The organism is Paenibacillus sp. FSL H7-0942, assembly GCF_045040715.1.
Classification (GTDB): Bacteria; Bacillota; Bacilli; order Paenibacillales; family Paenibacillaceae; genus Paenibacillus; species Paenibacillus amylolyticus.
Genome location: NZ_CP150279.1, coordinates 4,033,125 through 4,047,444, shown reverse-complemented (window position 1 = coordinate 4,047,444; position 14,320 = coordinate 4,033,125). Strand labels below are relative to the sequence as shown.

Sequence of the window (14,320 nt, the reverse complement as noted above, 5' to 3'; positions counted from 1 at the left end):
GGTTTAATTGAATTATATCGGATTGCTTTGTTTTTGTCGATTCTCAAATTCCGTTCATATTCGTGCAAACCCGCCATCTTTCGGGACCAAACCCGATCTTTCACATTAAGTTAGTTTCTGTTAAACTAAGATCTAACGTTTTGCGGGGGTGAAGATATTGGATAAGATTAGTCTACACGATGCATTAAAACAACGAATATTAATCCTCGACGGTGCAATGGGGACCATGATTCAACAAGTTGATCTGACTGGCGAAGATTTTGGCGGCGAAGATCTGGATGGATGTAATGAAATGTTAGTGCTTACTCGTCCAGAACTGATCCAGCGCATTCATGAAGAATATCTGGAGGCGGGCGCCGATTTAATTGAAACCAATACATTTGGTGCCACATCCGTTGTGCTTGCTGAGTACGATATTCAGGATCGGGCACGCGAGATCAACCTGGAAGCAGCCAGAATTGCGAAAGCTGCGGTTGATCGTTTCTCTACACCTGAATCTCCACGTTATGTGGTAGGTGCGATGGGACCAACAACCAAAACACTGTCTGTAACTGGGGGAGTAACGTTCCAGGAACTTATCGACAGTTATTTGGAGCAAGCGCTTGCTTTAATAGAGGGAGGCGTTGATGCGCTACTACTCGAAACCTCACAGGATACCCTCAATGTAAAAGCAGGCAGCATTGGAATTCAGCAGGCCTTCGAACAGAGTGGTGTTACACTGCCCCTGATGATATCAGGAACGATTGAACCGATGGGAACGACCCTTGCAGGTCAGAACATCGAATCCTTTTATATATCCTTAGAACACCTTAACCCAATTTCGGTAGGACTAAACTGTGCTACAGGTCCTGAGTTCATGCGTGATCACATTCGCTCGCTTTCCGGAATGGCATCGGTTGCCGTTAGTTGTTACCCGAACGCGGGTCTTCCGGATGAGAATGGTAATTACCATGAGTCACCAGACTCGCTTGCTCAGAAGATTGGTGCTTTTGCCGAACAGGGCTGGTTGAATATTGCTGGTGGATGTTGCGGGACAACCCCTGCACATATTCGAGCGATGCGCGACACACTTGCCCAGTACCCCCCAAGAGAAATGAACGGAACACATCCACCGGCTTTATCTGGTATAGAACCGATCTACATCGAACAGGACAATCGTCCATACATGGTTGGTGAGCGTACGAATGTGCTGGGATCACGTAAATTCAAACGACTCATTGTAGAAGGTAAATATGAAGAAGCCTCGGAAATTGCTCGTGCTCAAGTGAAAAATGGAGCGCACATTGTTGACGTGTGTGTACAAGATCCGGACCGCGAAGAGTCTGAAGACATGGTGAAGTTCCTTGAATTGGTTGTAAAAAAAGTGAAGGTTCCTCTCATGATTGATACGACAGATGCTTCAGTAATTGATCTGGCCCTCCAGTACTCGCAAGGTAAAGCGATAATTAACTCCATTAACCTTGAGGATGGCGAAGAGAAATTTGAGCTGATCACACCGTTGCTTCATAAATATGGTGGTGCAGTAGTTGTCGGAACGATTGACGAACGGGGTCAGGCGATTAGTCGGGAAGACAAGCTTGACGTAGCCAAACGCTCTTACGATTTGCTGGTGAACAAATATGGCCTCAAACCAGAAGACCTGATTTTTGATACGTTGGTGTTCCCAGTTGGTACCGGAGATGAACAGTACATCGGTTCAGCCAAAGAAACTATTGAAGGTATAAGAGTGATTAAGGAAGCGATGCCAGAATGTCATACGATCCTCGGGATCAGTAACATTTCATTCGGACTGCCTGAAGCGGGCCGTGAGGTGCTGAACTCAGTATTCTTATATGAATGTACCAAAGCAGGTCTTGACTATGCGATCGTGAACACAGAGAAACTGGAGCGTTATGCCTCCATTCCTGAAGAAGAACGCAGACTCTCCGAAGAGCTTTTATATAACACGAATGATGACACTCTGGCGGCGTTCGTAGCGGCGTTCCGTAACAAGAAGGTTGAGAAGAAGGAAAAAATCTCGAACCTTTCATTAGAAGAGCGTCTCGCTTCATATGTAGTCGAAGGAAGTAAAGAAGGATTGCTACCAGATCTCGAACAGGCACTTGCCAAATATACAGCACTTCAAGTAATTAACGGTCCACTGATGCGAGGGATGGAGGAAGTAGGTCGTCTCTTTAACAACAATGAGTTGATTGTAGCTGAGGTGTTGCAGAGTGCAGAGGTTATGAAGGCTTCTGTAGCATATTTGGAGCAATTCATGGAGAAGAACGAAACTTCGGTTAAAGGCAAGATCATTCTGGCCACGGTCAAGGGCGATGTGCATGACATCGGTAAGAACCTGGTTGAGATCATCCTGTCCAATAACGGTTACCGGATCATTAATTTGGGTATAAAAGTACCACCAGAACGTATCATTGAGGCATACCGAGAAGAAAAAGTCGATGCGATCGGCCTCTCGGGTCTACTGGTAAAATCAGCGCAACAGATGATTCTTACCGCTCAGGATTTGCGAACAGCAGGTATTGATGTACCTATTATGGTTGGCGGCGCGGCGCTAACACGCAAATTCACCAAAAATCGTATCCGTCCTGAATATAACGGAATGGTTGTATATGCCAAAGATGCGATGGATGGTCTGGATCTGGCGAACAAATTGATGAATCCTGTTTCACGTGAAGTGATGCAACTGGAGATGGAAGCTGAGAAAGAGGCTGATGCTTCAGGTGCTGTAGCTGTTCAGGCTCTTCCAGAGCTTACGCGAGTGGAGCGTTCGGATATTGCTGTAGATCATCCGGTTCTTGTCCCGCCTGATCTGGATCGGCATACGATGCGTAACTATCCTTTATCACATATCCTGCCATACGTGAACATGCAGATGTTGCTTGGACATCATCTGGGGTTGCGCGGTTCAGTAGAACAACTGCTTGCTTCAGGTGATAAGAAGGCTACCGACCTGAAAGCAGTCGTGGATGATATCATGCAAGAGGCTGTTCGTGACGGGATTATTCAGGCGCATGCCATGTATCGTTTCTTCCCGGCTCAGTCCAGCGGTAACAGCGTCATCATCTATGATCCAAAGGACACCAGTAATGTTTTGCATACATTTACGTTCCCACGTCAAAAAGTCGAGCCGTTCCTGTGCTTGTCCGACTTCCTGAAACCTGTTGAATCCGGTCAGATGGATTACGTTGGTTTCATGGTTGTTACGGCTGGACACGGTGTGCGTGAACTATCCACGGCGTGGAAAGATCAAGGGGATTACCTTCGCTCGCATGCTCTGCAATCCGTAGCGCTTGAAGTAGCAGAGGGATTAGCTGAGCGTGTGCATCATATGATGAGAGATATATGGGGATTCCCGGATTCTGCCCAGATGACCATGAAGCAACGTCATGGTGCACGCTATCAAGGGATCAGAGTATCTTTTGGATATCCGGCTTGTCCGGATCTGGAAGACCAAGGGCCGCTGTTCAAGTTGCTACAGCCTGAGGATATCGGTGTGGAATTGACGGAAGGTTTCATGATGGAACCTGAAGCTTCCGTATCAGCGATGGTATTCAGCCATCCGCAAGCTAAGTATTTTAATGTAGAGAAGGCATAAATTCAGTAGAGTGTCAGGCAAAGCCCTCCGCATTGTCGGAGGTTTTTTGCTGGCAACAGAAAGAGGTGCGATCCAGAATGGAACTATATTTCCTGGGAACTAATGCTGGTGTACCTACGCTTCAACGGAATGTAACTTCCATTGGGCTACGCATGTTGGATGAGCGCAGAGCTTTGTGGTTGTTTGACTGCGGGGAAGGAACGCAGCACCAGATTTTAAGTTCTCCGCTTAAACTGAGCAAATTGGAGAAAATATTCATTACTCACCTGCATGGTGATCATGTATTTGGACTTCCAGGACTGCTTTCGAGCAGAGCCTATCAAGGTGGCACCACACCATTAACCGTATATGGTCCGCCAGGTACGGAACGAATGATCAGTACAACAATGGAGCTGAGCCAATCCCGGGTTAACTATGATCTGAATATCGTGGAACATACGGGCGGCGTCCTGTTCGAGGATGACAGTTTTATCGTGGAAGCTGCTTTGCTTGAGCATCGGATTGATAGTTATGGATACCGGATCACCGAAAAAGATCGTCCAGGAAGCCTGGATCCAGCCAAACTGGCGGAATATGGTCTGAAACCAGGCCCATTGTTCGGCCGACTGAAACGTGGAGAAATCATTACGTTGGATAACGGTGATTCGCTTCGTCCAGAAGATGTATTGGGAGCGCCAAAACGTGGTATGGTGATCACCATATTGGGTGATACACGTCCATGTGACAACGTACAGCCACTTTCCATCAATGCAGATGTACTTGTACATGAAGCTACATTCATGCATGATCTGGCCGATACAGCGCATGAGTACTATCATAGTACTTCTAAACAAGCGGCAGAAGCGGCTAGAGCAGCCAATGTAGGGCAACTAATCATGACTCACTTCAGTTCACGCTATAAGGATGAGGATCAACTTCAACCACTTTTGGAAGAGGCGCAGTCCGTATTCCCGAATACCAGACTTGCAAACGAACACCAGCTTATTCCTGTCGTGCATCGCAAGCAAGAATCTTAACCCTGATTGCGAACCAGTGCACGGCTAAACACGTCATATAAAGATCCGGGTAATTGCACGGGACTGAGGGAGAGGAACTCCCGCGGTCCCTTTTGCAATCTGGTCAGAAAGCGTGTAGGATGGGCAATATGAAGAGGGAAATGATTCAAATTATTTTCCGGGAAAGCGCAGGAAATGACAAGCTTGTACAGAAGACGCGCGAGTTAAACCGTCGGTGTTCGATCCGGTTCGACTTGTTGCGTACATATGTCAGCAAGCCATTATTTTTTGCCTGAATACATAGGTTCGCGTTCAAGTTCGAGGTAAATTGATTAAGGACATGAAACGTTAATGGAATGAAGAAAGGAAGTGCTGTGTGTGATTAAGGCCTATCTGATTGACTTGGATGGTACGCTCTATCATGGCAGACATCGTATCGAAGGAGCCGATCAGCTTATTCGAACACTGCAAGAGCTAGGAAAGCCGTATTTATTCGTAACAAATAATTCTTCCCGTACCCCACAAGGTGTGGCAGATCATCTGAACGGGATGGGCATACCTGCCGACGCGTCTCAAGTATGTACTTCTGCTGTGGCGGCTGCTGAATATGTTGCTGAAGAGTCCCCGGGTGCAAAAGTGGCATGTATTGGAGAAGCAGGACTGCTGCAAGCCATAGAAGAAGCAGGACTACAGCTTACGGAAGATGCACCAGATTACGTCATACAGGGGATTGATCGTGAATTTTCCTATCATAAACTGACTAAGGCGCTAAGGTGGATTAATGCGGGATCAAAATTCATCATGACCAACCCGGATCTGCAGCTTCCTTCCGATGATGGACTGACACCTGGGGCGGGGACTATTGGAGCTGCAATTGAAGCTGCGACCGGAGTTCATCCTACAGTTATAGGCAAGCCATCGAGTGTTATAATGAAATCAGCCATTAGCCGGTTAAACCTGGCGTCTCATGAAGTGGCAGTGATCGGAGATAATATGCGAACCGATATTGCAGCTGGAGTGGCAGCAGGGTGTGAGACGCTGTTGGTACTAACCGGTGTGACAACACGGGATAATATGGATGGACACATTCAAGCAGCGAAGGCTCGACCTGATCATGTGTTTGAAGATTTGCATAAATTGATGGAGTGGCTGTCGCAAGAGGCAGACCAAGCTTCCAAAAAGGGGTAATGTACGATGCCGGAACTACCGGAAATGGAAAATTACCGGACCTTGCTGTCCGAGAAAATACTTGATCTACTGATTACAGGTGTTGTAATTAACCGCGATAAAACGATAAATACGGAGCCTGATCTGTTTATCAATGAACTTACAGGTAATCGCATCATATTTGTTGAGCGCCGAGCGAAGCATCTGATTTTCCACTTGGCTAATGGCAAACGCCTGGTACTGCACCTCATGTTGGGTGGTATGATTTTCTGGGGCACGGAAGAAGAACGTCCTGATCGTTCCACGCAAGTGGAAATTCAGTTTGGCGATCACATTTTATTCTTTATCGGACTGCGCTTGGGTTATTTACATCTGCTTACTTCAAAAGAAACCGAAGAGGCGATGTCTGATCTTGGACCTGAACCTTTGGATCGACGGATGAATGTGGAACGTTTTGCTTCCCTGTTGAAAGGTCGCCGGGGTACGCTCAAGACAACATTGGTAAACCAACATATTATTGCGGGGATTGGCAATTGTTATTCGGATGAGATTGCTTTTGCTGCCGGTCTAAGACCAAGCTCCAAAACGCAGAGCATCGCGACTTCACCAGAGTTGACGGAGCGTTTGTTCCATTCGATGCAGTCCGTGTTGCGTGAAGCAGCTTCTGAGGGCGGTTATATGGAAATGCCGCTGATGCAAGGGGATACGAAGACAGGAAGTTTTGACGAGCAATGTCGCGTATACGATCGGGAAGGCGAGACTTGTCCGCGCTGCGGGGGAACGATTGAACGAGTGGAAATTACGGGCAAGAAGGCGTTCTTCTGTCCGAAATGCCAGCATGAGGCCTAAAACCGGTATCGGGGCACATGTCAGCACCAGAGGCGGATTTCTTCAGGCAGCCAAGAGAGCGTATGAGATGGGGGCAACGGCGTTTCAGTATTTTCCGAAGAACCCGCGTAGTCTCAGCCTGAAAAGTCTGGACCTCAAGGATGCTGAGCAGTGCAGGGATTGGTGTGAACAGCAGGGACTTGCTTCGATTGCACATTCACCCTATCCCACGAATCCGGCGTTGGGCATGACCCGTGGAGAGGCGGGGTTTCATGCTACAATAGCTTCTATTCGCAATGATCTTGAAATTTCGAATGCTTGCGGTTCTGTTGGGACGGTGGTCCATTTTGGACATATCAAAACAAACGATCCGCTGGAGGGTTATCAGAACCTCATTCATTGTCTGGATACCGCCTTGGAGAATTGGAATGGACACTCAAAGGTGCTGATTGAAAATCAGGCAGGTGATCATGGCCCGATGGGCACGACAATGGAAGAAATGATACAGATTCGCAAATTAAGCCGTTATCCGGAGCATATTGCTTTTTGTTTTGACACATGCCATGCTTTTGCTTCAGGTTTGTGGTCGTCAGGCAACGAAGCGGCGATGCTCGATAAGGGCAGGATGCTCGGGTATTGGGATAATGTTGCTGCTGTCCATTTTAATGATTCCAAATATGCGTCTGGTTTGTGTAAGGATAGACATGCGAGGATCGGACAGGGATATATCGGCAATGAATCAATGAAAGAATTGTTAAAGGCGCCTGAGTTCCAAAATGCGGTTGTTGTGCTCGAGACAGAAACGGGCGAAGATGGAACGCACCGTGATGATATAGCGCTCATGCGTTCCTGGTTATAATGGGGAGAGGAGCGATTGTATGCATGTTTTTTTGGATGACTATCGGGCATGTCCGAAAGGATTTGTTCTGGCAACGAATGCAGAAGAGTGCCTGATGCTGCTAAGAGAAGGTGACGTGGACATTTTGTCTCTGGATTATGAGCTTGGTCCAGATTCGCCCAATGGCGGTGAGGTCGCGGCATCTATTGTACGAGAAGGTTTATTTCCGCGCGAGATCTATTTGCATACGTCCAGTATGTTTGGGAAACGCCAGATGTACGAGATGTTATATAGCAATAAACCCGATTCGGTAACCATTCATAATGGACCAATGACGGGTGAGGTCATGCTGCGTGTTGCCGCGGGAGAAGAAAGTTAATGAAGCCAATTACATCCAAAATGTTAATGCGTAGTGTTTGGGAAGGCATGCCACAGGCTGTATTTATATATACCCCTTTATGTGGGACATGTGCGGCAGCACGGCGTATGTTAGAGGTCGTTGAGCACATGCTGCCAGAAGGTATTTTATTCGAAATGAACATTCATGACATTCCTGAACTTGTACAACAATTTCAAATTTCAAGCGTTCCAGCAGTGATGCTTTTTGACGGCCAGCAAGATGTTCCAAAAATGGTTTATCGGATGAGCTCTGTGGAGCATTTGCTCTCGGAGATCCGGAAGGCGGTGCTGAAATGAGTATAATCTCGATGGAACATGTTTCACTTAGACGAGAAGAGAATCAGATTTTGGATGACGTACATTTGCGCATCGAACAAGGAGAACATTGGGTTATTCTGGGTCGGAATGGTTCTGGCAAAACAACGTTATTGGAAATGATGAACGGATATATGTTTCCAAGCCAGGGACGTATTGAAGTACTCGGTAATCTGTATGGACAATGTGACGTCAGGGAAGTTCGTAAGGAAATCGGTTATATCAGCCAAACGTTGATTGAGAAACTCACACCAAGAGATCCGGTATGGGAGGTCGTCGCTACAGGAGCTTATGCTTTTTTGCGTTTTTATCAGACAATTCCGGATGAAGTAAAAGCAAAGGCAATGAGTTTGCTGGATGACATGGATTTTGCCAACCTGGCTAACAACCCGCTTGGAACGTTATCCCAAGGGGAGCGCAAAAAAGTCATGCTCGCTCGTTCATTAATGGCCGAGCCAAAATTGCTGATTATGGACGAGCCTTGTGCCGGCCTAGATTTATATGAACGTGAGAAAATGCTGGCTGAGATTGATCGTCTGCGCCAGCGTAACATTACAGTTGTGTATGTAACACATCATGTTGAAGAGATCGTACCTTTATTTACACATGTGGCCTTGATCCGCGATGGACGTATTGCGGCAGCCGGCCCCAAACATGAAGTTTTGACACAAGATACAATTAAGCATACGTACGATGTTCCGGTCGATATCCAGTGGGATAATGGTCGTCCGTGGATACGCGTACGTTCTGGAGGGTAACACAATTTGAGTACACAATCGTCTTGGGAAGAAGGCAACTTCTCCCGTTTTATCTGCACAGCCAATCATGGCTTTGCCCCTTATGCTCAGGAAGAGTTGCGCCGTACGTTTGGTGCGGTGAAGAGCACGGTACTCGTACCAGGAGAAATATTGCTTGCGGGTTTGCCTGTAGCCGAGGAAGAAGTTGCAGATAAGCTGTGGGCAGAGTATCCAACGTTTTTACGTCATATTCAACCTGTTCAGTTTCAGGAGAATACTGAAGATTCGGAGCAGTCTATTGAGAAATTGATTGCATTTGTGTTGAATCATAAGGAACTGACCGGTACTCCTGTCGTGCTGCAGGTACGGAAGACAGAAGGGGCCTTTTGGCAAGAAAATGCAGCCTCATTGAAGCAACTGCTAACTGAAAAGCTGGATGAGTTAGGCTGTGAATGGGTTGTACGTGATGCTGAATATGTCATTTCTGTATTTGCAACGAATGATATGTTGTATGCTGGCATATCCAGACCTGAACAGAACTTGTCAGACTGGAGCGGGGGAGCCGTACGTTTTCAAAAAGAAGATGGGCAGATCTCGCGGGCCAAATTCAAATTGCTTGAAGCCGAGCAAACGTTTGGCATTGACTTTACTTCATTTCATAAAGCACTTGATATCGGTGCAGCACCAGGTGGATGGACCTCCTTCCTGCTTGAACGTGGGCTTGAAGTAACGGCGGTAGATCCGGCGAAGATGGATGCAACGCTGCTGGCATCACCAAAACTGACTTTCTTGAAAAAGAATGCAGGGGATGTGCGCTTCCGCGAAGGAGAATTCGACCTGCTCGTATGTGATATGAGTTGGAGTCCGAAGCTGATGAGCCGACTTGTATCGGATCTTCTATATAGCCTGCAACCCGGAGGAACAGCGATTGTTACCGTGAAGTTATTGCATAAAAAACCGCTAGCGCTCATTAAAGATGTTATTGATACGTTTGAGCGTTCGCGGATGCAGATTCAACGTTCCAAGCAGTTGTTCCATAACCGAGAAGAAATTACACTTTATATGGTCAAATATTAAGAGATCTAGCTTTGATTAAAGTAGCTAAAGGCATTATGAAATTGATTCGATTAAGCTCATTAAATTTTGTGCTTTACAATCTATTCCTGCCTGTACTATAATGATACCAATATTAACCATAACAAACCTGAGGGAAAGCATCCCGAAGTGAACGAAACCGGATATCCGGTCTGTTCTTCTTCGGTGAAGCTTTCCCTTTTTTGTTGTGTATTGAAGGAGGAATTGGTATGAGACATCCGGCCAGGCTGGAACGCGGAAGCCTGCTGGGAGGTAGATATCGTATCGTATCCATTCTGGGAACAGGCGGAATGAGCCATGTATACGAGGCGGAGGATCTGAAGTTGCCGGGCAAGATATGGGCAATTAAAGAAAGCGTAACGATTATGCCATATGAAGGCAGTATGGAGACGGAGGCCGCTCTTCTGACATCACTTCGCCATCCAAGATTGCCGCAAATTGTTGATTTTTTTGTCCCGGATGAAGATGGGTACACGTACTTGGTGATGGAATACATCGACGGGTTAACGCTCAGTGAGTATTTCAAGCAGTGTCGTGGGAAGATCCCGATGGAGCAGTTGACGGAGCTTGTACTTCAATTGCTCGATGTGTTGAGTTATTTGCATAATCTGAATCCACCTGTGATCTATAGGGATCTGAAACCATCAAACATCATGATCACGCCGGAACATGAAGTAAGATTAATTGATTTTGGCATCGCCAGAAGTTACAAACCGCAAAGTGCTGAAGATACCGTTAAGTTGGGAACAGCTGGTTTCGCCGCTCCAGAACAATATGGCTCGGGTCAGACTGATGCGCGTTCAGATCTATACGGACTCGGAGCATTGCTGCTGTATCTTATGACAAGTGGGGCCTATACGGAATGGATTCAGGGTGTGGAAAGCTCTATCCGGAGTGATGTTCCACGGACTTACATCCCTGTGGCAAGGAGACTGTTGAGATATAATGCCGAGGAGCGATTCCAATCTGCCGATGAGGTACGGAAAGAACTGCTCCGAATACCCGGTGGAATAACGCCTGGTGGAGATGCAACCATGACCTTGAATGGCGGAACAAGAGTTATTGCCTTGACTGGTGCTTCATCTGGTGTAGGGGTTACGCACACTGCTATAGCTATCAGTCATTATCTCGAAAGGCAAAACTTCAAAGTAGCTGTGATTGAAATGTCACCTCGCTCTCAATCCTTTGCAAGGATTCAACAAATCGCTCAAGCGGGTAAACCGGTGCCAGCAGGCAGACAGTTTGCAGTCGATGGTGTGCATTATTGGAAACAATCCGGGCGAGCGGATATTTTGTCTTTGCTTGGGGGGAGTTATCAGTTCATCGTGATGGATCTCGGTAGTGGTCAGGATCAGAACCGGCTGGAAGAATTCCTGCGTGCAGATCTACCTATTGTTATAGGCTCAGGTGCCGAATGGAGACAGGCGGAGATTGGTGCTTTTGTTCGATCACATCATCGGTATCCACGAGAGAAATGGATATATTGTCTGCCCCTGGCAGCAAGTGAGGCTGTTCAGCGCATTCGTAAAGCTCTGGATACATCGAGTGTATATGGTCTGCCGTTACATATTGATCCTTTTGACAAGGACGCACAGATGGATAAAGTGTTTTCACATATTTTAATGCATATGATGGCACAGCAGCCCAAGAAACGTTCATTCTTTTCAAGAAGGAAAGTACATGATTAGAAGATTACGAAAGGAGAGCCTCTTTTGTCTAAATTAAGAAAACAAAGCCGTCAACTGATCTATGCCGGACTTATCGGAGCAGGAGCTGTAGGGTTGGTGTTTGGAGGATATGTTATTTACAATGTCAAAACGATGGGGGATGTCAGGTCAGCTGTAGAAGCCCGTTATTTATCGGCATATGAGGAAAAGGAAGCTGAATTAAAGCAACAATGGGATTCGGGAGCACAAGGATGGGTTACGATTCGGGATATTGAAGCAGGTGAACCGATATTACCGGAGGATCTGAAGCTCATTGCTGTTCCGGATGCACAAGCACCGCGAAACCTCTGGTCCAGTACGAAGCAGATGGAAGGCCAAGTGGCCAAAATAGAGTTGAAAAAAGGAACAGCCATTACCACCGAGATGGTGTATGAGGATGTACCGGCTCCGCCTGATTTAAGAAATCGAGAGCTGCAAGTTGTATTACTGCCGTCCTCACTTGTTAAGGGAGATATTATTGATGTTCGTATCCAATTCCCTACCGGACAAGACTATGTTCTCTTATCGAAGAAAAAAGTGGAACGACTCAATGCAGCTACCTTATGGATTACGATGACGGAGGAAGAGATTCTGTCACTCTCAAGTGCAATTGTAGATGCCTATTTACATAAAGCTTCAATCTATGCCTTAACCTATGTAGAACCACAGTTTCAGACACCTGCAATCGCGACGTATCCTGCCAATTCAGAAGTGTTAAAACTGCTGGAGAGTGATCCGAATATTGTTCGACGAGCTGAACAGGAATTATCCAGACAGGTGCGAAGTATGCTTGAAAGTTCACTGGCCGCCTCCATGACAGCACCGTCAAAAGGGGTTGAACAGGATGTGGCACAATCCTCAGTTACATATAACAGTCGTCCATCAGCCAATAATCCGGCAACGTCGGATGGAGTGATGTGGAATGATGGTTCAGGAAACGGAGCAGGAGCTAATTCTGGAAGCGTAAATGATCCTGCTGATGCTTCACAAACAGAACAACAGAGCTTGCTAACGGGTGGAGAATAGAGCGAAATCCGAGGTTTAATTTAGAATAATTCAGTTAACAGGGAGTTTAAGAAAAAGAAAGGAGTTGTAACATCTATGCATACATGGATCTTTGCGGGTTTATGTGAGAAGAATGATCTGATGTTATATCTTTGCAAGATACTGGCTTCGACAGGCAACAAGGTTTTGCTCGTAGATGGAACCTTACAGCAGAAGTATGGGTACGGTGTAGGTGACAGTCAGCAGTCTTTGCGAATTACGGAATTTGAAGGATTTGATATCGCTTGTCATTTTGTTACTTCAGCAGCAGTAGAGAATCATCTTGAAGTAAATGGCGAGCGATTGGATAGTTATGACTATGTGTTATATGACATGGAGACCTCACATTTTGCTTCACGTAATCTCTGGCTAACCGCTGATGTAAGAGTCTGGGTGAGTGATTATGAGCGTTACAATCTGGAACGTGGCAAGGGCTGGTTGAAGCGGTTGCTTGAAGAACAGTCATTACCTGGTGAGCTGTCATTTCAGCGGCTCTTAATTAACGGGGTTGACTGCAAGCTTGAAGCTCGTTATCTATGGGCGTATCTGGAAGGCAGTCCATTTGTGTGGACAGGAGAATCCTTAGTGCTTCCGTGGGATGAGTTAACAGCTGCGGTTAAGCTTGAGAATGAGCATCATCGCCGAGTTCATCTTGGACCTCTGTCACGAAATTACAAAAAATCGTTGTGTCGCGTGGTCGAGCAGTTAACAGGTTGGGAAAGTGTTCGCAGTCGCCGTGCGATGAAAGAAGCAGAGAGGATGAGAGCATGAGCACAATTACCTTTTGGAGCCCTTTTGCAGGAACAGGTTGCACTTCAAGCACATTAATTAGTGCTTATGCGATGGCACTTCACTACAGGACAAGAGTGTTACTTGTTAATGCAGGCCTTGCCGGAACTGGCACAGAAGCTGCTCTACCATCCAAAGATACGGATCCAGCGGATTTTATGTTCTCCTTCGAAGAGGGTGGCTGGGATGCGATTGAACGGCTGCATTCGAGCGGCAGTCTGAATAAGCACAATCTCAGAGATTATACCAAGCCACTTCTGAAGGAAAGACTTGATTTCCTAACCGGAAGAATTGATGAGATGGAACGTTCCCCGCAGGAACATGGTGAGACAGTGAAAAAGCTGCTAAATGTAGCTAACGAGTATTATGATCTGGTTCTTCTGGATGCAGATCATGCTGGTGTTGATTCACAGCTCAAGCTGCAACAGGCGGACTATGTTGTAATTAATCTCGATCAAAATATGCGAAATCTGGAGTTGTTCTTTGAAGAGATCCTACCAGAACGAATGAACAATAAGAATATACATGTCGTCATTAACAAATACGATTTGCATTCCCGTGCAACGCTTTCCAATATTAAGCGACAGTTCAGATATAAAGGCACGATATCTGCGATACCGTACACAACCGGATACCTGGATGCAATGAATCGGCGAGATGTCGCTAGATACTTGCAGTTGGAAAGTTTGACTGAGGATAAGGATATTCGTAAAGGGAGTTTTGCTGCAAGCATGAGCGAACTCGCTCGCCTGATTATGGACGGTGCAGGTATGCGCACAGTTCTGAAGAGGCTGGAAAGGGGAGCCTGA

General features: G+C 46.4%; 13 protein-coding genes. All 13 read left to right on the top strand.

Annotated features, from left to right (window positions below):
• Window positions 1-157: 157 nt before the first annotated feature.
• On the top strand, window positions 158-3,598 hold the full coding sequence (gene metH / locus MHI48_RS17980; RefSeq protein ID WP_076328522.1) for a methionine synthase: 3,441 nt from the start codon (window positions 158-160) through the stop codon (window positions 3,596-3,598).
• Window positions 3,599-3,675: 77 nt separating this feature from the next.
• Window positions 3,676-4,614, top strand: coding sequence for a ribonuclease Z (gene rnz, locus MHI48_RS17975; protein ID WP_076317608.1), 939 nt, complete (start codon window positions 3,676-3,678; stop codon window positions 4,612-4,614).
• Between the two features lie 357 nt (window positions 4,615-4,971).
• Window positions 4,972-5,781: a TIGR01457 family HAD-type hydrolase gene (locus MHI48_RS17970; RefSeq protein ID WP_076317609.1), complete on the top strand. Its 810-nt coding sequence runs from the start codon at window positions 4,972-4,974 to the stop codon at window positions 5,779-5,781.
• Window positions 5,782-5,787: 6 nt separating this feature from the next.
• Window positions 5,788-6,609: an Fpg/Nei family DNA glycosylase gene (locus tag MHI48_RS17965; RefSeq protein ID WP_076317610.1), complete on the top strand. Its 822-nt coding sequence runs from the start codon at window positions 5,788-5,790 to the stop codon at window positions 6,607-6,609.
• Entirely contained in the window at window positions 6,599-7,447 is an 849-nt protein-coding gene (locus MHI48_RS17960; protein ID WP_076317611.1) for a deoxyribonuclease IV, read from the top strand. Before MHI48_RS17965 ends, MHI48_RS17960 begins: the two co-directional genes overlap by 11 nt.
• A gap of 19 nt (window positions 7,448-7,466) precedes the next feature.
• Entirely contained in the window at window positions 7,467-7,805 is a 339-nt protein-coding gene (locus MHI48_RS17955) for a cyclic-phosphate processing receiver domain-containing protein (RefSeq protein WP_017688046.1), read from the top strand.
• Window positions 7,805-8,122: a thioredoxin family protein gene (locus MHI48_RS17950; protein ID WP_036673857.1), complete on the top strand. Its 318-nt coding sequence runs from the start codon at window positions 7,805-7,807 to the stop codon at window positions 8,120-8,122. Before MHI48_RS17955 ends, MHI48_RS17950 begins: the two co-directional genes overlap by 1 nt.
• Window positions 8,119-8,898, top strand: coding sequence for an ABC transporter ATP-binding protein (locus MHI48_RS17945; protein ID WP_370739065.1), 780 nt, complete (start codon window positions 8,119-8,121; stop codon window positions 8,896-8,898). Before MHI48_RS17950 ends, MHI48_RS17945 begins: the two co-directional genes overlap by 4 nt.
• 6 nt (window positions 8,899-8,904) lie before the next feature.
• Window positions 8,905-9,954 carry an SAM-dependent methyltransferase gene (locus MHI48_RS17940; protein WP_076328523.1) on the top strand — a complete coding sequence of 350 codons (1,050 nt, stop codon included), beginning with the start codon at window positions 8,905-8,907 and terminating at the stop codon, window positions 9,952-9,954.
• A 227-nt stretch (window positions 9,955-10,181) separates the two neighbouring features.
• Window positions 10,182-11,660 carry a serine/threonine protein kinase gene (locus tag MHI48_RS17935; RefSeq protein WP_076328524.1) on the top strand — a complete coding sequence of 493 codons (1,479 nt, stop codon included), beginning with the start codon at window positions 10,182-10,184 and terminating at the stop codon, window positions 11,658-11,660.
• A 24-nt stretch (window positions 11,661-11,684) separates the two neighbouring features.
• Window positions 11,685-12,704: an SAF domain-containing protein gene (locus MHI48_RS17930; RefSeq protein WP_036613619.1), complete on the top strand. Its 1,020-nt coding sequence runs from the start codon at window positions 11,685-11,687 to the stop codon at window positions 12,702-12,704.
• Window positions 12,705-12,779: 75 nt separating this feature from the next.
• Window positions 12,780-13,493, top strand: coding sequence for a hypothetical protein (locus MHI48_RS17925; RefSeq protein WP_017688052.1), 714 nt, complete (start codon window positions 12,780-12,782; stop codon window positions 13,491-13,493).
• Window positions 13,490-14,320, top strand: coding sequence for a hypothetical protein (locus MHI48_RS17920; RefSeq protein ID WP_076317614.1), 831 nt, complete (start codon window positions 13,490-13,492; stop codon window positions 14,318-14,320). Before MHI48_RS17925 ends, MHI48_RS17920 begins: the two co-directional genes overlap by 4 nt.